This is a genomic window from Rhodopirellula islandica (assembly GCF_001027925.1).
In the GTDB taxonomy this organism is placed as follows: domain Bacteria; phylum Planctomycetota; class Planctomycetia; order Pirellulales; family Pirellulaceae; genus Rhodopirellula; species Rhodopirellula islandica.
The window spans coordinates 257,677-276,363 of the sequence record NZ_LECT01000031.1 but is presented as its reverse complement, the minus strand read 5'-3'; the positions used below and the strand labels follow the sequence as shown (position 1 = coordinate 276,363).

Here is an 18,687-nt window from a genome sequence, read left to right as displayed (position 1 = left end):
CATGAATTTACCTTTGTCTCGTCGTGATGCATTGAAAGTTTGCGGGATGGGCTTTGGCTCGCTCGCACTGACCGACGCTCTGTGCCGTGAAAGCGCTGCGTCTGGGTTGCCCAACCCAGCGAACTTTGGTGGGGAGGTGATGCCACACTTTCCCGCGAAAGCCAAGCGTGTCATTCACTTGTTCATGAATGGCGGTCCCAGCCAAGTGGACTCGTTCGATCGCAAGCCTGCGCTGGAGGAGTTCGATGGCAAGTCGGCTCCGATGGCCAATTTGAAGACCGAACGGCCCACGGGCAACGTGATGCGGTCGCCCTACAAATGGGACCAGTACGGCGAGTGCGGGTTGGAAGTCAGCGAGTTGTTCGAGCACACGGCCAAGCACGCGGATGATCTGTGTGTGGTCAACAGCATGTACGCCGACGTTCCCAACCATGAGCCTTCGTTGTTGCTGATGAACTGTGGCGAGGCTCGGTTGATCCGGCCCGCGATGGGATCGTGGTTGACCTATGGTTTGGGCAGTGACAACGAGAACCTGCCCTCCTTCATTGCGATGTGTCCAGGTGGGTACCCGATCAAAGAGTCACAGAACTGGCAGAATGGTTTTTTGCCAGGCAAGTACCAAGGCACTTACATCGACAGCAGTTTCGCATCGGTCGAGCGATTGCTGGAGAACATTCGAGGGCGTTCGGTCCATCCAACCAATCAACGCGAGCAGTTGGATCTGCTGGCCAAACTGAATCAGCAACACGCAGCTCAGCGTGGAAGCGACCCTCGCTTGGAATCTCGCATTGAGTCGTTCGAACTGGCCTATCGCATGCAAAGCGAAGCGTCCGAGGCTTTCGACATCAGTCGCGAAACGGAAGAAACGCGGCAAATGTACGGCGAGGGTGATTTTTCGAGGCAAGCCTTGATTGCTCGGCGGTTGGTCGAGCGTGGTGTCCGCTTCGTGCAGCTCTACACTGGTGCTGGGCAACCCTGGGACAGTCACGATGATTTGGACAAGGCTCACCGACGAGTTGCGAAGGGCGTCGATCAAGGGATTGGAGCGTTGCTGACCGATTTGAAGCGGACCGGATTGCTGGACGAGACACTGGTGATTTGGGGCGGTGAATTTGGGCGGACGCCCGTGGTCGAAATGCCCAAGGCAGGGTCCAACCAAGGCAAAATGAACGGCCGCGATCACAATCACTACGGGTTCACGATGTGGATGGCCGGTGGCGGGGTGAATGCAGGAACGCGAGTCGGGGCAACCGATGAGCTGGGGTTCAAAGCAGTCGAAAACCGAGTCCATGTGCATGACATGCACGCCACGATTCTGCGGCTGATGGGCTACGACCACAAACAGTTGACGTACCGCTACGCCGGTCGTGATTTCCGTTTGACCGACGTTCACGGGCGTGTTGTTGACGAGATCATTGGTTGATCAGAGTGCCCAACCCAAGGCCTTTCTATTCCGGCTCCTCAGCGTCGTCGTGCTCGTGCTCAGCGAAGCGGTGCTCGTGCTCAGCGAAGCGGTGCTCGTAATCTCGCTCGATCTCAGCATGGTCCTCCGCTGCGGACTCCGCGACACCATCGGGATTTATCGCGAGATCATCGCGAATCGCTGAGCGATGGTGATGTCTCCAACGATCGAGCCACGGCGTCGATCGAGAGTCGGTCAATATCGAGTCATTCGTGATCCAATGATTGCGCGGACAATCGCGTCTGGTTTCGATCACGATTACGAGCACCGTCGCTGGCGCGACTGAGCACGAGCACGAGCACGAGTTTCTGGAAAGCTGGCTGGCACCTTGTGCTCTTGCGTTTTGTGCTCCGTTTGCCCCGGATGGGGCTGCCGTCCTTCGCTCGGGGCGGAAGCCCCGAGACCGATGGCGGACCCCAGCAGGTCGCCCCGGACGGGGCCGTCGTAGGCACTTGAGCTTCGGCTAGGCGTTCGCGTTTCGAACCGCGACGAACGAAGCAAGCTGCTATTGAAAGTGACTCAACCTTCGCGTTCACGCAAAGTCAAATCCGCATTGGCGATCCCTCAGGCTGGCCGCATGCGTTTCCGCCAGCGAGTTGGCTCTGACGCCGAATGGAAAACGCCGCCGAAATGGAGTTGGTTTTCCGTTGCGCGGAACACGACAACGTAAGGGAATCTGGAAAGCATTGCCCCGCGTGTCGGCGGATCGGTGTACCCGAACGATTCAGGGCGGTCGCGAATTTCTACAAGAAGTAGATTTCAGTGCGTCCCGAAAGCGATTGCCAAGATCGATCGCGATCGCGTCGTAGTATGAAAGAGCATCGGTGACGTCGGACGGGAATTCTGGGCTGAATCGATCAACGCGTTTCATCTACCTGTCGCCACATTTGCTCCTCGGTCAAGCAGGCTCCCGGATCGCGTTCCATCGCCTCGAATCGACGATTCGACTCGTCCCGAACCCACTCCGGTAAAGCTGGGCTGTCCCTTCGAGAGGCAATTTGATCCCAAAGCTCAGTGATAAGCTGAAGTTTCTCGCTGACAGGCAGATCGGCAAGGTCAGAATCGCGAACCATTCGGGGGTCTCCGGTGATGATGAGGCGAGCTCATTGTAGCATGTCAGGCGTCTGGGATCATGGGCCGGCGAGGGCCCGCATTTCAGTCGGTGAACGAATTGCGATCTATCCGCTGGTCGAGCGTTGAAAAAGATCCGCGTTGCGGTTGAGTTTGGTCACCTGACTGGTGGATCGATCGTGTGTTGAACTTTGTCGCCGCACTGGGGAGGCGAGCAACGAAGCGACCGGGACGCTCCCTGTCGCGAAATCGAGTCTACCAGATACGACTCTTGGGGGACGGATGGTGCCGGCCACTCTACGACGCTCCGCAAATGCGGATGCCGTGCCGTTTTTAAAAAGAGGTTTGGTGGGTGCCACGAAACGAACACGGTGGTCCAATGCTTGCGCGGACAATCGGGGCTGGTTTCGATCACGATCACGATCACGTCTGCCGAAACCGGGCGTGAACGGAAGACTTTGATTTCAGTTGCCGCGTGAATCAGTTTCCTGGTTCACGGCTTGTTTGCATTGCCGCTTTCAACTTCCTGAGCATCGGAAACCAGCATCACCTCGGCGACAAGCATGCGGTGGTCCGACAAGAGCGAAGGAATCGCCTTGTAGTCGATGATTTGCCAGTCGTCAGACGCGAGGATCCAGTCAATCACAGATCCGGGATCGCTTGAGTGGAAGGTAAACTCAGATTCGCCCGAAGGTGAATCAATGGGGCGACGTTGAAAGAGAGCGTTTTCGTCAACCTTGTCAATCGCATTTCCCTCTGATGCATCGGTTGTCGACCGAGGAAAACCAGTGGGTGTTGAGTTGAAGTCGCCGGCAATCAGCTTTGGTTTGGTCACATTCATGAGCAAATCGACTGACTTCGTTCGAACACCTTCATTGCGATGTGATAGATGCACGCCAGCAACATCGATGAGTGTTCCTTCAATATCCACGACGCATTCGAGCCCGCGTTTTTTGCCCGCAAGCAGTGTTTCAGCGCGCGAATAGCTTGGGAAATCAATGACCGTCGAGTCGCGAATCGGAAAGCGAGACAAAACCGCGTTTCCAAAACGCCATTTCCAGAACAAGACGCGGAAGTCGAGGTTTCGTTGCTCCGCGCGGTACGGGTAGCCTGCCTGTTCGGCAAGGTACTCCGCTTGGTTAACGGAGAAGCTCCAAGAAGAGTCGAAATCGACCTCATTCAATACAACGATGTCCGCATCAACGGACGCGATCTGTTTCGCGATTTCGTCCAATCGCTGCTGACGCATGGCTTTCGATTCGCCAGTCCAGTTTGATTTCGATTGGCCGCGACCGTGAGCAATGTTGTAACACGCGATGCGCAGGGGCCGCCCATTCACAGATGGGGCGTCCATCGACGTCGATGCGTGGGCGGACAGGCCACGCCATGAACTGGCAATCCGGCTGACGATATAGGGGACGAAAATAAGAATCAGGACGAGGCAAACAACGCGAGCAATGATGCGACGTCGATTTACCATGCCATTTCGGCTCGCATTGGAGGCTATCAGTTTTGGATCGACCAAGATCGTAATCCAGCGGGGCCGTGACCAGCGTTTGAATCCAGAACAAACCCGAGGGTGAATCCCGAGTCGAGCCGGACGAGGCAATCAGGGGCGTGTGGATCGTTGCCACCAACATACGCGATTTGATTTCCGTCGAGAATAACATCCATCAACGTCAACGAAGTGAAAAAAAAAGAGCAGACCCGAATCCGGGAAGAAGTTGGGGCAAAGTATCCGCGAGATCTGTTGGCAATTGATCTGGCCCAAAAACGTCATCGGCTCGTCCTCCCACATGGGCCAATCGAACGATGGTGGCACGTCAGGCTCCCCACCGAATTTCGAGACGCCAATTGGCGTTTGGGAGTCTCTTGTCCGCTCCGCTGAGAGCCGAACACACTCGCGCGACAACTCATGCAAAGCATCTTTCAATCTGGAAAGCCGATTGGATTCGATTGCAGAGGAAAGGTTCATGTTTTGTTCCCAACAACGCAAGTCAGTCGGCGAACGTTTGGGTTTTGCGAGCCGGGACGGTTGATGTTCTATAGCCAAGCGTTCGCAGGCCTAGTTCGGCAACAACCCTTGGTTCTTGCGTTGGGCTTGCATGGCGATCGGCTCACCGATGGGGCGGGCCCTCCAGATCGAAGAATACCGGCTGAAACGGGACCGAGCAACAAACGACTGAGCAAACCAGCAAGCCGGCGATGGTCAGTGTGTGGGGCGACCTGATTTCGCACTCGTGCTCGTGCTCAGCGAAGCAGTACTCGTGCTCGAATGCATCAGGGAACCCCGCCTCCGGCTCAACTGCACCAACAGATTCCATCGCGATTCGGAGCAACACCGCAATGATTCGGTGCAGCATCGCTTGCGCCGCCGTACCGTGCTGGACCGTGACGCCCTGTGAGTTCATCGGCGCCGGTTTCGAAAACGAGTGCGAGTACCGGGCTGCGCCCTGAGTACGAGAACGAGTTATGTGCAATGGCTTTGGGTGGATGGCACCGTACGGTTGTATTCGAGTTAAGCATAGAAGATGCCGTTGCCTATCTCTATAAAGCCTGGGCCGGTCGATAGGAGTCAAGCACGCTTGGCTCTCATTCCACTGAAGATCAAGTAGCAGCCGACAGCAAACGAAAGAGCGTGCAATAGCCCGCTAATCCCAACAAACCATTTTGCTTCAGCTAAATCCAAACGTTTAGCCTTTGCGAACGCGATTGCCTCGTCAGTGCTTTGCGCAAGAGACATGTGAAAACCTCGGTCGATGATCGGATTCGCCTGGAGATCGTCAATCTGCTCGTTCAGCGTTTCGACTTCGGCATCTGAGTTCGGCGATACTCGCGTAGGTCGATTGAGATGTTCTGCGATCCGCATGTTGAACCGAAGGCTTTCAAGTTCCAAATCGAACCGCTTTGCTGCGTCCTGGGCAAATGCGTCCAAGTCGGGTGGAAGCGGGGGTAGAGATGCGTCCAGTTCCCTCATTTGCTTCTCGCCACGCAGTTTCTCAAGTTCCTTTATCTGGATTCCCCATGCGGCCTGCTGGCCAGCCCAGGCATCGAAAAGCGAGATTGCCTTTAAATCAGCCTCGCGATCAATGGACCGGGCCGATAGATAAAATTTGACCGTCTCCGGGGCGATTGACAGAACCGCCAAAATCAGCCCGACACCAAGTGTTACTCGGATAGTTTCCTTTTCCGCAGCCATGTTGCTCTTTTGGGGCTTGAGTTGAAAGTGTCTTCACTGATGGGCCGAAATCGGCTGGGCGTGGGCGCAAACGTTTTGCGGTATATTTCAAGTGTTTGAATATGCGATTGAAGTCGCATCATCGAGGCCTCTTCAAATTCTGGAACGGTAAATGAGTGACAACGACGAAGCCGAAATCTCCATGGCGATGACTACGGGACTGTCTCATGCAGAGCATCAAGTAGCTGAAGCAATCACGAACAATCTAATCGGCAAAGGGCTATAGCAACGCCCTGTTTGGTGCCGCTCAAGCTCAACGAATACCATCGAACTTCAGATTCCGCACATACGCAATGGCAATACAATGGTCTTTGGGTGGACGGCACCGTACGGTTTGCGGGAAACGGTGGCGGGGCCAGAGGGTCGGTGCCGATGCGATATGGTTTTGACGCAGAGTCGGTGAGACGCGGGGACGCAGAGACTCGGCCGTTGCCCCGAACTCACCTTCCGTCTTCTGGCAAATTGCATCCGTGGATTCATGCTCTCTCTCGAGCGATTCCATGCGTCTCTGCGCCCTGGCGTCTTTGCGTCGAAACGAACCCTGGCTCCTCGCGGATCCGCGCCGTTGTGCTCAACGGCGTGCAGGGACCGCTCCCCAGCTGCGTTCGAGGTCGTGCCGTTTTTTGACACGGTTTTTCAGCGGGTTTCCGCACGATGCACCTCTCCCCAAACGAAGTTTGGGGGGAGGTCGAGCGACGCCGTTCAGGCGTACGCGAGGGAGTGGGCCGAGCATGGGAGGCGGCGAGCGTGCCCTCCCCCGGAAATCTCGCTGAACACTTGTTTTCCGACCCCTCCCAACTTCGTCGGGCGGGGGTCGCAAGATGTTACGAGCACGGCTCTTCAAAACTGCACGGCCTCCGTTCAGGAGGGCTGATCCACTCGCTTGCTGCGCTGGGTAGCGCTCAGACTGACGGAGGGGCTCCGTCGGCTACATGATCGATGGCGTGGGTGATCCAGCCTCCGCCGAGGACGCGTTCGCCATCGTAGACGACGGCGGCTTGGCCTGGTGCGACGGCGGATTGTGGTTCGTCAAACATCACTTTCATTTGGGTTGGATCGGATGCGTCGATCTCAACTCGCCCGGGGTGAGGTTGCCCGTTGTAGCGGATTTGGATGCCAACTGATGTGGCCTCCGCAAGCTCTTCCGGTGTCACAAGCCAATTGCATTGATCGGCGACCAACCCTGGACGCAGCAGCTCTTCTGATCGCCCGATCACGACGCGCCGGGTGTCTGGTTCGATGCGGATCACAAAGTGAGGCTCGCCCATGGCGACGCCGAGTCGTTTGCGTTGGCCAATGGTGAAGGCTTCGAAGCCGTTGTGCTCGCCGACCACCTTGCCGTTGGTGGTCACGATTTCGCCGGCGGTTGCGCCGACCATTTCCGGGCGTCGGGACTTTACAAAATCGCTGTGGTGACCCTGCGTGACGAAGCAGATTTCCTGGCTGTCCTTTTTGTCTGACACACCTAATCCGAGCGAGGTCGCCATGTCGCGAATTTCAGGTTTGGTGAAATCGCCAACGGGCAGCATCATGCGGGGCAAGCGGGCTGGGTCGATGCCAAACAGAGCGTAGGATTGATCCTTGTGACCGTCCAAGCCTCGGTGCAGTTCGGAGCGGCCGTTGGCGTGCACCATTCGGGCGTAGTGCCCTGTTGCGACGAACTCGGCGTCGACACCATCGGCGTAATCGAACAAACGTCCGAACTTGATCCAATGATTGCACTTCACGCACGGATTGGGTGTTCGCGCGGCGAGGTAATCGTCGACGAAATAGTCCACGATCTTGCGAAAGTCTTCTTGCAGGTCGAGGGAGTAAAACGGGATCCCCATCGACATCGCGACCCGGCGAGCGTCGGCGGCATCGGTCGCGCTGCAGCAGCCCTGTTTGTGGTCGGCTCGTTTACCACCTGCGGACTCGCCCAGCACGGGAAGATTCAGGGGATTGGCGTTTTGGGGTTCGTCGGAATCAATTCGGCAGGCGGCAGCGGATGCTTCGCCGTGGCGCATGAAGACTCCGATCACCTCGTGACCGTCACGCAACAACAGGTGGGCCGCGACGCTGGAATCAACGCCGCCACTCATCGCGAGAACCACGCGAGACATGTAGAATCCGTTTTCGAAGAAAAAAATTTGGCGGACCTTGCACACGCCGTGCACGGCCTCGCCGGTTCACCATCATATCCGAGAGGGACATTTCGTCATGGACGCTGAATTGACGCAACGCAGCCAAGCGATTCGCAGCCGCCTGGTCCAGCTACAGGACTCTCTTTGACCACGCTGGCAAGAACCAAGCGATCGAAAAGATCGAAGCCCAAATGGGGGCGCCCGATTTCTGGAATGACAGTGAAGCGGCTCAAAAAGTCGTGATGCAACTCAAGGGGCTGAAAGGAATTGTCTCCCCGTTGAATGAGCTTGAGTCCTCTGCAGAGGACTTGGAAGCCCTCTTCGAAATGGCAGAGGACGATGATTCGATTGTCGATGAGGTTCGGTCAGAGATCGATCGCCTGGAGGGCGTCCTGGATGACTTGGAATTGAAGGCTTTGTTGAACGGGCCGAATGATTCCGCGGGTGCGATCGTGACCATCAACGCTCGCGATGGCGGGACGGACGCGAACGACTGGGCCGACATGCTGCTTCGGATGTACTCCGCTTGGGCGGTGGGACAGGAATACAAAATCGAATTGCTGGACCGTCAAGAAAACGAGGAGGCGGGGATCAACCATGCTTCGATCGCGGTTCGGGGGCCGATGGCGTATGGCTATCTCAAGGGGGAGGAAGGCATGCACCGGTTGGTTCGGATCAGTCCATTCAACAGCGAAAGCAAACGCCAGACGAGCTTTGCTGCCGTGAGTGTTGCGCCTGAGATTGATGATTCGTTCGAGGTGAACGTCGAAAAGAAGGATGTTCGCGAGGACACGTATCGGGCCAGTGGAGCAGGTGGTCAGCACGTCAATAAGACGGACAGTGCGATTCGGTTGACACACATTCCCACCAACACGGTTGTGCAATGCCAGAACCAACGGAGTCAGCACCAAAACCGGGACACCGCCTGGAAGATGCTGCGTGCCAAGTTGGCACGAATCGAGGAAGAACGCCGTGAAGCGGAGGAAGCCAAGAAGTACGAGACTCAGGCAAGAACCGGTTTCGGGAGTCAGATTCGCAATTACTTCTTGCACCCCGATCAACGCGTCAAGGACGCTCGGACGGGGCATTACGTCGGCAACTTCAACAGTGTGCTCGACGGCAGTGAACTGCAGGGGTTCTTCGACTCGTTCCTGCGTTTGAAGGCGGGGAAGACGGAAGCCGTCCATTCCGACGACGACTGATTCGCGTCGTTGATCCACTTTGTTGGATCAACCCAACGGCCAAAAAAACACCTGCGAGGACCGTGAGGTCCTCGCAGGTATCGTTTGGTTTTCTCTGTGGTGATTGCGTTCTTGGCGATCACTCTGTGGCAAGGATCCTCAGCTGCCGTAGTTGTTGTCCAAGGTCAGGCCGCCTTGAGTCTTCTCGTCTGACTCCAGTTTGTCCTGGTGATTTTGAGCGATGCGTTTGACTTCGCCCACGACATTGGAGGCGGCACGCAGCTCAAAGGACGTGAAGTAAGGCTCGTTGCCGGTGTACTGGCTTTCCTTGCGATTCTTCTCGGCCAGTTCGCTCCATGACATTTTGTCGGTCAGGTGCCAAGTTGCGGCTTGGGCGGTGTTTTGAGCGATGAGTCCATTGCCCAGAGCTTCGCACAAGGCCGTCACAGCAGGGTCTTGGGTGACTTGGTCGAGTGGTGCGATGGTGTATTTCATTTTGGCGTTGGGTTCAGGTTTGCCATGTTCCAGGCAAACGGTGTTGAGAGCCATTTTGGTCGTGCGTCCGGGTGCGACTCGCATGAAGCCACCCATTCCGCCGCCCATGCCTCCGCCCATTCCACCACCCATGCCGCCGCCCATGCCACCACCCATGCCGCCGCCGCCGCCCATGGCTTGACCGCCGCCACCGCCACCCATGCCTCCGCCCATGCCTCCTCCCATTCCACCACCCATGCCGCCGCCCATACCACCACCCATGCCGCCCATCATGCCTTGAGCAAGAACTGGAACGCCAGCGAAGGCGGCGGGAACGTGGATGTGCAGAGGTTTGTCAGTCAGGTTCTTGACCAACAAGTTGGCTTTTGCAGACGATTGAGGGATGAATTTGGCCTCGACCGTTCCGGCTTCCATGGCCTCGAACAAGCCATTGACGACGGTTTCTTCACCACCAGCATTGGCTTGGGAGGGCGAAGCAAGTCCCGCGGCGGCGAAACCGAGAGCGGCAACGCACATCAGAGAGGTCATTCCGGAGAACGAAACTGGGGTGCGACGAGAGAAGAAGTGGCGATTCACGGTCAACATCCTGAGAATCAGTGTGCAGGGAGAAGTAATGGTCGGGCGCTGAAGACAAAATGGATTTTAGACGGCGAGATCCACCATTGATTCGGCACCGTTGGCGATCAGTCCCGCGGACAAGCTGTCCGTTTCCATTGAATGCAGGCAGCAATTCAGGGGAGGGAAGGCTGGACCGGGAGCGATCGGGGTCGAATCAGTATACTTGGTTGCCGCGCCGGGACCAAATTTTCTTCCTGCGTTCCCGTCGCATTTGCACGGGAAATCGACAGCGTTGGCGCTGGGATCTCACCCCTGATTCGGAGGCGGGGAGTCAACCATCCTGCCCGCGGACACTTTGCCGGTATTGCCCAGGGGTCAAACCCAGGTCACGTTTGAACACGTAGTGCATGTATTCCGGGTGATCGAAGCCTGCCCGATAGGCGATTTGTTCGGCGGCCATTTCGGTGGTGACCAGCAATTCTCGGACGCGTTTGAGTTGGACGTTGCGGATTTCCTGCTGCGGGGTGCGTCCCAGGTAGCGACGGAGTTGTCGTTCGAGGGTGCTGCGGCTGACCGCAACGTTTTGCAGGACTTCGTCGACCGTCAGGCCTTCGCAAGCGTGTTGCCGGATATAAGCCAGCGCCGAGGCAACTTCGGGGTGGTCGATGGCAACGACATCGGTGGAAAGTCGGGTTGCGACTCCAGTGGGCGCCACCACTTGCTGTGATTCGTGGTGCGATTCGCCCTTCATTTGGCGAGACAAACGTTCCGCGGCGAGGAAGCCGACCGCTTCCGCGTTGGGGATCACGCTGGACAGGGGCGGTTGGCAGAATTGGCAAAGCAGTTCGTCGTTGTCGGCCCCGATCACGGCAACTTCTTCGGGGACGGTCAGTTCCAGGGTGGAGCAAACCGCCAGGACATGTTGGCCGCGAAGGTCGTTGCAGGTGAAGATTCCGCAGGGTTTGGGCAACGCTTGCAGCCAATCCGAGATGGATTGTTGGTCCTCCTCCCAGGGTCGGGCCAGATTCATCCAGGGCGAGTTGAACGAATCGCACTGGCATCCTTCTTGTTGGACCGTTTTGGTGAACGCTTCTTGGCGTCGATGCGACCAGGCTTCGAAATCAAAGCCGCAGAACCCGAAGTGTTGGAATCCGCGTTCCATCAGGTGGCGGGCGGCCATTTCACCAATTTTGGCGTCATCGCTGCGGACGTGCGCCTTGTCGACTTCGCTGCGATCGTTCAATTCGATGACCGGAATGTTCCGCTGGACGGCGGCCTCGATCATTTCATTGGTGGATCCTCGCGAGATGATCCCGTCGCCCTGCCAATCGTTCAGCCAGGCCGGTGGCGACGTCATGAGGTCCCGTTGTTCGAGGAAGACCGACCAATCTTCTTGCGTTCGCATGAAACGCATGATTCCAGACAGCACTTCACGTCCGTAGACAGTCGCGGTTTCGACCATCAGCGCCACGTGAGGTTTGGAGCGAGCAGGTTTGTTCAACGCGCGTCCTTCAACAGTAAAGTCAGTTGATTAGAGAAGGCGACCGGGATCGCAGAGGAGAGTGTGATCGCGTCAGCTCGTTTCCGCAAATTGCGCTGCCGCTTCTTCGTTGTCGGGAGAGTTTTCGGATTGTTCCGACTCGCGTTTTTTGCGACCGCTGATCGGAACCGCCAAAGGGCCGCCAAACGCATCGTAAACCACCAAGAAGTTCAGCAGCCCTGCGATCATCGTGTACCAGGTGCCCATTTCGTAGCCCGAGCCACGCCGGGCATACCAGGCGGCAACTTCATCGGCCTCGGATTCGTCGACGGGACGGTGTGGGGGCGCCATGAAGCCGTTCCACCAAGGTTCGTAGTCCTGACGAGTTCGCCCGCGATTGTCCGTCGCCAGTCGCATTCGATTGCCCTGAACCAGCGCGGGAAGTGCGGCGGAGCCCACTCCGGCTTGGAGGAAGTAGTGCCAGCGTTTGTCGCCGGGGTACCACGAGGCGTAAACGACGTGAAAGCCGCCCAGTGCAAATCCCAGGGTCCAAATCGAGAGAATGCTGATCACGAACAAGGTGCCCTTGGTGTGGCGACCTTGGTAGTAATGCCCTGCTCCGGGCACCAACCAAGCCAAAAACGCCGCTAAATAGCGATTCCGCAAGTTGACTTGGATCCCGTCGACCTCGATCTGAGTGTCGCCGTTGAAGACCTTGGGATTGACCTGAATGGGTTCGTTTTTTGAGGGGGCGCTTTTGTCGGAGGCTTGGTTTGGGTCGGAGCCGTTGGGACTCGCGCCTGCGGTGGTCTCAGCGGCTCGAGATCTGCGTGAACGTTGGGCCATGAGTGATTGGGGACTGACGAAAATTCGGAATGCGGGCAAATGCCCAAACGGAGGGGCAGGCTTGAAGCGTGTCATTTTGCGAGATTCAGCCCGTGGGCGATAGCCAGTCCCTCCAATTCCATGGATTGGATCCTCCATTCAGTGATTTGGTGCCACCCGGAAAGGGGTGAGCTTGCCGGGCAATATGTCTTAGGGTGAACGGTTGGTTTGGAGGGGCCTTCTCGCACGGGCGTCAAGTGGATCATGATCGAAGGGTGGATCCGTGCCACTTGAGTGTGTGGAACGGCAGAAAATAGTTCGTGGAGGCTGTAAGGGGTGGGGTGACGCTGTATGGTATGTCGTCTCGCTGAAACCCCCTTGCATGATGCAACCCCCGAGGATGTCCATGAACACCACCACGCTCGTTTCCTTTCTGTTCTTCACTGGTCTGGTAGCGTTTCTGACTTGGTGGAAGACGCGTGGCAGCGACGTGGACACCGATGAGGGTTATTTCTTAGCCGGTCGTTCGCTCACTGGCGTCTTCATCGCGGGAAGTTTGCTGCTGACCAATTTGTCCACGGAGCAATTGGTGGGGCTCAACGCAGACTCCTTCAGCGATGGGTTGTCGGTGATGTGCTGGGAAGTGGTCGCGGGGATCTCACTGGTCGTTTTGGCGCTGGTGTTTTTACCTCGGTATTTGAAATCGGGGATCGCGACCATCCCGCAGTTTCTGGAGGAACGTTACGGTCGCGGGGTGCGTGCGTTGACGGCGGCAATTTTCATCGTTGCCTACATGCTGATCCTGTTGCCATTTGTCTTGTTTTTGGGCGCCAACGGGCTCAACAGCATGTTGTCGCTTCACGTTCGGTTCGGGGTCACCGACTACCAGATGATTTGGATGTTGCTGGTCTTCATCGCATCGTTGGGCGGTGCCTACGCGATCTTTGGTGGATTGCGTGCCATCGCGGTTTCCGACACGTTCAACGGTGCCGGGTTGTTGGTTGGCGGTTTGATGATCACCTACTTTTCGCTGCAGGTTGTCGCGGGAGACGAAGGTGGAATTGGGGGCGCACTTCAGAAGATTCAGGAAGCGGATCCCGACGCATTTCGGTCGCTCGGTGCAGCGGACGAATCAACTCACTGGCCAACGTTGTTCACGGGAGTGTTGCTGCTCAATTTCTTTTACTGGACCACCAACCAGCAAATCATTCAGCGAACTTTCGGGGCGAAGAATTTGGCGGAAGGTCAAAAGGGAGTTTTGCTGGCCGCGTTCTTTAAGATCTTGGCGCCGTTGATCCTCGTGTTGCCTGGGATCGCAGCGGCGTATCTGGTCATCACCGCCGAGGACCAGCAGATGATTGATGCCGTCGGGTTGAATGCCGACGGCGATTGGAAGTCCAGTCAGGCCTACGGTGCGTTGGTCGCACGAGTGTTGCCAGAATGGTTGCTCGGGTTCTTTGCTGCGGTGGTGATCGGTTCGATTCTTTCGACGTTCAATTCGGTGTTGAACTCGGCGGCAACGTTGTTCTCGTTGGACGTTTACAAGCAATACATTCGGCCGGATGCGACCACGAAACAGGTGCGTTTCTCAGGCCAGGTTTGCAGTTTCGTTGTTGCCGTTTTTGCTGTCATCGCGGCTCCGCTGGTCTTTTACGGGCGCGAAGGTGTTTTCAGTTTCTTCCAAGGTCTCAACGGGGTCTACTTCATCCCATTGGCCTCGGTGATTTTGTTGGGGTTGTTTCACAAGACTGCGGACGGGCGATCCGCGATGGTCGCGTTGATTGTCGGTTTGGTGTTGATGGTGATCGGGACCTTCCGCAGCGGCGGCGACGACGGTTGGCTGGTTTCCATCTTCGGCAATGGGTTTCACTACATGGGCGCGGTGTTTGTCCTGTTGGTCGCACTGCAGTTGGTGATGGTGGCGATGGGGATTCGTCGGGATTCGCCCTACGAGCAACGGGATGCCAAATTGGTTGACTTGACCCCGTGGAAACCGGCCCCTTACGTCGGCGGCGTTTTGGTTCTGCTGTGCTTGGGCGTCTACGCGTACTTCGCGATTTAGGTTGTTCCATTCATCTCATCGTTCAAGCGGCGACACCGTGATTGGTCCAGCGGTCGTCGCAAGATTCCCTTTCCTTTCAAACTCACTTCGATCGCTTCTTGGAGAATTTGTATGAACCGACTCTTTGCACATTGGTTTGCGGGTGTGTTGATGCTTGGATGCCTTGCCGTTCCTGGCCGGGCACAAGATCAGATGCAGGTCGAGGACTTTGATTCGATCCAGCTGTACACACTTGAAAACAAGTCCGGTGCCAAGGTTCAGATCACCAACTTCGGTGCGATCGTGACCTCCATCGTGGTGCCTGATCGCGACGGGAAGTTGGGCGACGTGGCGCTGGGGTATGACTCCGTTGAAAGCTACATCAACGCAGTCGACAAGCCCTACTTCGGTGCGGTGGTTGGGCGCTACGGGAACCGAATCGCCGAGGGTGAGTTCACGTTGGACGGCGAGACTTATTCGTTGGCGACCAACAATGGCCCCAATCACTTGCACGGTGGCGTGATCGGATTTGACAAAGTTGTCTGGGATGCTGTGCCCACGGCGGTCAATGGAAAGCCCGCGTTGAAGATGACCTACCACGCGAAAGATGGTGAAGAGGGGTACCCCGGCAATCTGAGCGTCGCGGTCACTTACCAGTGGACGGACGAAAACGAATTGATTGTCCACTACGAAGCGACGACGGACAAAGCCACCCCGATCAACCTGACCCAGCACACTTATTTCAACTTGGCCGGTGAGGGCAACGGGACCATCCTCGACCACGAGTTGATATTGAACGCTTCGAAATTCACCCCGGTTGATTCGACCTTGATTCCCACCGGTGAATTGCGGGAGGTGGAAGGGACACCGTTTGATTTTCGAAAGGCGAAAACGATTGGACGCGACATCGGTGTCGACAACGAACAACTCGAATTCGGGCTGGGATACGACCACAACTTTGTGCTCGATCGTTCCGGTGAGCCAGGAGAAATGATGTGGGCAGCCCGTGTTCTCGAGCCAGTCACTGGCCGTGTCATGGAAATTCGCACCACTGAACCGGGGATCCAGTTCTATTGCGGGAACTTCTTGGATGGACGTTTGGAAGGGAAGTCGGGCAAATCTTACGTGCATCGAGGAGGGTTCTGCTTGGAGACTCAGCACTTCCCCGACAGCCCCAATCAGCCGACGTTTCCATCGGCGATTTTGAAGCCTGGTGAGAAGTATGACACGACAACGGTGTTCCGCTTCTCGACGAAATGATCCACGCAATCTCCGGGTCACGCGTGAATCGCTTGGAGGCAATCTTCCAAGCGATTTCGCGTTCCTGACGACAATGGATCGCACCACCAATTGTGTCGTTTTCTGAAAGCTGCCATCATCCCAGTCAGGTAAGTTGGCTCAAATCCACGTCTCAGGAATGACATTGGCCGCAAATCAATTTCAGCGAAACGATTGGGTGATCTACCGCAAACACAAAAGCAGTGTTTCGCCGGGGCCGCGTGCTTCCGACGTTCATGCCGCTGGGAAGGGAAACACCTACCGCTACGTGGTGGAGAAGTACTGGATGGTGGAAGAAGTCCTGGCTGACAACCAATTGAAGATCTGCACCCGTCGCGGGAAACGCCATTTGGTGAGTGCAGACGATCCGTCGTTGCGGCGGGCTCGGTGGTGGGAACGCATTCTTTATCGCAGTCGATTCGAAGCGATCGATTTGAACTCGCCCGTCAGTCAAGAAGACGAGATCGAGTCGAGCTGAGCCGTCGGCTGGCAAAGCATCGCAACCGCTTGAGAAACCGGGCCGATGGCAGGCCCGTGCCTTCTGCATTGCGATTTGCCCGTCCGTTCGCGTTGCGATCTGGACGTGGCGATTCTTTTCAGCAGCTCGCCAGCGTGAGTTCGCTGGCCCGATCTCGGGCACCTTTGAGGTCAAGTTTTCCGGTTCCCAGCAGCGGGATCTGGTCGACTTCGAAGAAACTGTCAGCGGCTGGGATGAACAAGTTTGCCAGTCCGGCTTCCTTCAGCCCTTCGCGGAGTGCGTCGGGGATCTGGGACGTGGGCAAATGCAAGACGATGATGCGTTCGCCTTTGCGGTCGCATGGAACGGCGGTGACGCAAACGCGGACTTGGTCGTCGTCCTCGCCTTCGGAGAGCAGTTTGCCAAGTTCCTCTTCGATTCGAACGTGTGGCACCATCTCGCCAGCGATCTTGGAGAAGCGACTCAGACGCCCCGTGATGTGCAAGAAGCCATCGTTGTCGATGTGCGCGATATCACCGGTCGTGTACCAACCATCGATGACAGCGGATTGAGTCAGGTCATCGCGATTGGCGTAGCCTCGCATCACATTGGGACCGGTCACGAGCAGCATGCCGTCTTCATTGGCATCCAATTCGGTTCCATCGTCAGGCGAGACGATCCTCGCTGAGATCCCGGGCAAGGGACGGCCCACACTGCCTTCGACGCGATCGGGTTGAAACTTCGCAGCCGAACGTGAGGGCGGAATGTTGACGCTGACCAAGGGGCTCATTTCCGTCGTGCCGTAGCCTTCGACGGGGCGGACTCCAAAGCGTTTCTCAAAGGCATCGAACAGGTCGGCGGGCATCTTCTCGGCGCCCACCACCGCGACATTGAGCGTCTTGAATTGTTCCGGGGTGATGCGTCGCAGGTAACCACGCATGAACGTCGGTGTGCCCAGCAGCACCGTGGCCTTGTACTTCTCGGCCAGTTTGCCGATCTGTTTGGAATCCAGCGGGTTGAAGTGGTAGACACCGGCGGGGCCAAGCGTTTGTGCTGCCCAGAGCGTGACCGCGTAACCAAACGAATGAAAGAATGGCAGCACGCCGATGACCACGTCTTCGGTGGTCAGGCGGATCGCACGATTGACGGCATCGACATTGTGGCTGACGTTTGCGTTGGATAGCAGCACGCCTTTGGGCATTCCGGTGGAACCGCTGGTGAAGATGACGGTCAACAGGTCATCGCTCTGGATTTTGTTCAGGCCCAGAATTCGATCCAGCAGCCAGCTCGGCACAATCGTCGCTTGGAGGGCCGCGATGACTTTGTCGGCCAAGCTGACTTTTTCTTTCAGTTTGTCCAGCGAAACAATTTCGGCGTCCAGTTCCACATCGATCTTTTCCAAGAACCGATCGCTGGTCAGCACGTGTTTGATTCCCACATCGTGGATGCAGTGGTTCATCACCTCGCTGCTGACGGTGTAGTTGAGATTGGCGCTGACACGTCGATCAGCGGCCAAGGCCACGTTCACCGCGACGGCACCGACGCTGGGGGGAAGCAGCACGCCAATGAATTGTTCGTCTTTGGAGAACACCTCTCGATGCAGGCAGCGGCGCAGAGCCAGCGTGTTGATCAACAGTTTTCTGCCACCCACTTCTGTGCCCAAGGTGTCGGCGGCTTGCAGTCGTTTGCCCCGGCGTCGCCAGACCCGCAGGACTTGGCGTGCCAGCACTGGGAATTCGCGACGGTGATCGATTTGGGCTTGGGACCCCAAGGCTTGGACCTTGCCGCGAACGGTGGAGATCGGGGTGTCGGCCGGCAGCGGATCGCCGACGTACACCGTGATTGTCCGTCGAAACTTGTCGGGCCATTTCCAGAAGTACTTGCCGCCGGAGAAACTGAAAATGCTGCCCCACATGCCTTCCAAGTGAACCGGAACGACTTTCGCGTCGGTGTTCTTCAGGATTTTGCTCATCCCCGGGCGGAAGGCCTGCAATTGCCCGGTTCGCGTGATCGTGCCCTCGGGGAAAATGCCGACCACGTCACCCTTGTTCAGCCCTTCGCGGGCGTCACGGATGGCTCGTCCAATCGACTTGGGGCCGCCCATCATGAAGATCGTGTCAAAGGCTCGGCCGAGATAATCGCCGATCTTGGACGTGAAGTTGCTGCCGTCGACCACGAAGCGAACGTTTCGTGGAAGGGCCCACAGAATCAAGATCCCATCGATCCACGACATGTGGTTGCTGACCAGGAGGCAACCGCCTTCCTTCGGGAATTTCTCCAATCCCACGACACGTTTCCGGTAGAAAGTGGCCAGGACCGGGCGAAACAGGCCACGAACAAACAGCCGTGGAGAGAACACGGCCAGCAAGATCGCGATGACCAGCAGGGCAATGAGAACAATCAAGATGATGAGATACGTGTCCACCGGCAGCAGCTCCACCTACACAAGTCGAAAACGATGTGGCTGTATCCTCGCGA

Annotated in this window: 15 protein-coding genes; 6 read left to right on the top strand and 9 right to left on the bottom strand. The window is 56.9% G+C overall.

Annotated features, from left to right (window positions below; genetic code table 11):
- Window position 1 precedes the first annotated feature (1 nt).
- Both RISK_RS17255 and RISK_RS17250 read left to right on the top strand, forming a co-directional pair.
- Window positions 2-1,423 (top strand): DUF1501 domain-containing protein, encoded by a 1,422-nt coding sequence (locus RISK_RS17255; protein ID WP_047815542.1) that lies wholly within the window; start codon window positions 2-4, stop codon window positions 1,421-1,423.
- Window positions 1,416-1,607 carry a hypothetical protein gene (locus RISK_RS17250; protein ID WP_047815541.1) on the top strand — a complete coding sequence of 64 codons (192 nt, stop codon included), beginning with the start codon at window positions 1,416-1,418 and terminating at the stop codon, window positions 1,605-1,607. Before RISK_RS17255 ends, RISK_RS17250 begins: the two co-directional genes overlap by 8 nt.
- A gap of 712 nt (window positions 1,608-2,319) precedes the next feature.
- Here the strand turns inward: RISK_RS17250 and RISK_RS33620 are convergent.
- From RISK_RS33620 to mnmA, 5 genes are all read right to left on the bottom strand, one after another.
- Window positions 2,320-2,535, bottom strand: coding sequence for an addiction module protein (locus RISK_RS33620; protein ID WP_047815540.1), 216 nt, complete (start codon window positions 2,533-2,535; stop codon window positions 2,320-2,322).
- A gap of 491 nt (window positions 2,536-3,026) precedes the next feature.
- Window positions 3,027-3,887 carry an endonuclease/exonuclease/phosphatase family protein gene (locus RISK_RS17240; protein WP_160311460.1) on the bottom strand — a complete coding sequence of 287 codons (861 nt, stop codon included), beginning with the start codon at window positions 3,885-3,887 and terminating at the stop codon, window positions 3,027-3,029.
- A gap of 255 nt (window positions 3,888-4,142) precedes the next feature.
- Complete coding sequence (locus RISK_RS33615) at window positions 4,143-4,508, bottom strand: DUF1963 domain-containing protein (RefSeq protein ID WP_083435017.1); 366 nt, start codon at window positions 4,506-4,508, stop codon at window positions 4,143-4,145.
- 600 nt (window positions 4,509-5,108) lie between these two features.
- A complete protein-coding gene (locus RISK_RS17225) occupies window positions 5,109-5,732 on the bottom strand; it encodes a hypothetical protein (RefSeq protein ID WP_047815536.1) in 624 nt (207 codons plus the stop codon).
- 941 nt (window positions 5,733-6,673) lie between these two features.
- Complete coding sequence (mnmA, locus tag RISK_RS17220; protein ID WP_047815616.1) at window positions 6,674-7,873, bottom strand: tRNA 2-thiouridine(34) synthase MnmA; 1,200 nt, start codon at window positions 7,871-7,873, stop codon at window positions 6,674-6,676.
- Between the two features lie 97 nt (window positions 7,874-7,970).
- Between mnmA and prfB the strand changes: the two genes are divergently transcribed.
- Window positions 7,971-9,096 (top strand): peptide chain release factor 2 gene (gene prfB, locus RISK_RS17215; RefSeq protein ID WP_390173944.1). Its coding sequence is split into 2 segments (ribosomal slippage): window positions 7,971-8,039 and window positions 8,041-9,096, totalling 1,125 coding nucleotides; the frame shifts between segments, so codons are not numbered across the junction.
- A gap of 138 nt (window positions 9,097-9,234) precedes the next feature.
- Here the strand turns inward: prfB and RISK_RS17210 are convergent.
- The 3 genes from RISK_RS17210 to RISK_RS17200 form a co-directional block, all read right to left on the bottom strand.
- Window positions 9,235-10,098: a hypothetical protein gene (locus RISK_RS17210; protein ID WP_236696392.1), complete on the bottom strand. Its 864-nt coding sequence runs from the start codon at window positions 10,096-10,098 to the stop codon at window positions 9,235-9,237.
- Window positions 10,099-10,459: 361 nt separating this feature from the next.
- Window positions 10,460-11,629: an AraC family transcriptional regulator gene (locus tag RISK_RS17205; RefSeq protein WP_315852651.1), complete on the bottom strand. Its 1,170-nt coding sequence runs from the start codon at window positions 11,627-11,629 to the stop codon at window positions 10,460-10,462.
- A 72-nt stretch (window positions 11,630-11,701) separates the two neighbouring features.
- Window positions 11,702-12,454, bottom strand: a complete 753-nt coding sequence (locus RISK_RS17200) for a DUF6677 family protein (RefSeq protein WP_047815614.1) — start codon at window positions 12,452-12,454, stop codon at window positions 11,702-11,704.
- Window positions 12,455-12,839: 385 nt separating this feature from the next.
- Here RISK_RS17200 and RISK_RS17195 point away from each other — a divergent pair, with 385 nt between their 5' ends.
- The 3 genes from RISK_RS17195 to RISK_RS17185 all read left to right on the top strand — a co-directional run bounded on the left by RISK_RS17195 (window position 12,840) and on the right by RISK_RS17185 (window position 16,230).
- Complete coding sequence (locus tag RISK_RS17195) at window positions 12,840-14,495, top strand: solute:sodium symporter family transporter (RefSeq protein ID WP_047815613.1); 1,656 nt, start codon at window positions 12,840-12,842, stop codon at window positions 14,493-14,495.
- A gap of 111 nt (window positions 14,496-14,606) precedes the next feature.
- Window positions 14,607-15,734 carry an aldose epimerase family protein gene (locus RISK_RS17190; RefSeq protein ID WP_047815533.1) on the top strand — a complete coding sequence of 376 codons (1,128 nt, stop codon included), beginning with the start codon at window positions 14,607-14,609 and terminating at the stop codon, window positions 15,732-15,734.
- A 157-nt stretch (window positions 15,735-15,891) separates the two neighbouring features.
- On the top strand, window positions 15,892-16,230 hold the full coding sequence (locus RISK_RS17185; protein WP_047815612.1) for a hypothetical protein: 339 nt from the start codon (window positions 15,892-15,894) through the stop codon (window positions 16,228-16,230).
- A 118-nt stretch (window positions 16,231-16,348) separates the two neighbouring features.
- Here RISK_RS17185 and RISK_RS17180 read toward each other — a convergent pair whose 3' ends face one another.
- Complete coding sequence (locus RISK_RS17180) at window positions 16,349-18,649, bottom strand: AMP-binding protein (protein ID WP_047815532.1); 2,301 nt, start codon at window positions 18,647-18,649, stop codon at window positions 16,349-16,351.
- Window positions 18,650-18,687 lie beyond the last annotated feature (38 nt).

Coding starts and splice junctions, on each gene's coding strand:
- RISK_RS17195 (WP_047815613.1), top strand. CDS start 12,840: ATGAACACCACCACGCTCGTTTCCTTTCTGTTCTTCACTGGTCTGGTA.
- RISK_RS17210 (WP_236696392.1), bottom strand. CDS start 10,098: ATGACCTCTCTGATGTGCGTTGCCGCTCTCGGTTTCGCCGCCGCGGGA.
- RISK_RS17190 (WP_047815533.1), top strand. CDS start 14,607: ATGAACCGACTCTTTGCACATTGGTTTGCGGGTGTGTTGATGCTTGGA.
- RISK_RS33615 (WP_083435017.1), bottom strand. CDS start 4,508: ATGAACCTTTCCTCTGCAATCGAATCCAATCGGCTTTCCAGATTGAAA.
- RISK_RS17240 (WP_160311460.1), bottom strand. CDS start 3,887: ATGGACGCCCCATCTGTGAATGGGCGGCCCCTGCGCATCGCGTGTTAC.
- RISK_RS33620 (WP_047815540.1), bottom strand. CDS start 2,535: ATGGTTCGCGATTCTGACCTTGCCGATCTGCCTGTCAGCGAGAAACTT.
- RISK_RS17200 (WP_047815614.1), bottom strand. CDS start 12,454: ATGGCCCAACGTTCACGCAGATCTCGAGCCGCTGAGACCACCGCAGGC.
- RISK_RS17255 (WP_047815542.1), top strand. CDS start 2: ATGAATTTACCTTTGTCTCGTCGTGATGCATTGAAAGTTTGCGGGATG.
- RISK_RS17185 (WP_047815612.1), top strand. CDS start 15,892: ATGACATTGGCCGCAAATCAATTTCAGCGAAACGATTGGGTGATCTAC.
- RISK_RS17225 (WP_047815536.1), bottom strand. CDS start 5,732: ATGGCTGCGGAAAAGGAAACTATCCGAGTAACACTTGGTGTCGGGCTG.
- mnmA (WP_047815616.1), bottom strand. CDS start 7,873: ATGTCTCGCGTGGTTCTCGCGATGAGTGGCGGCGTTGATTCCAGCGTC.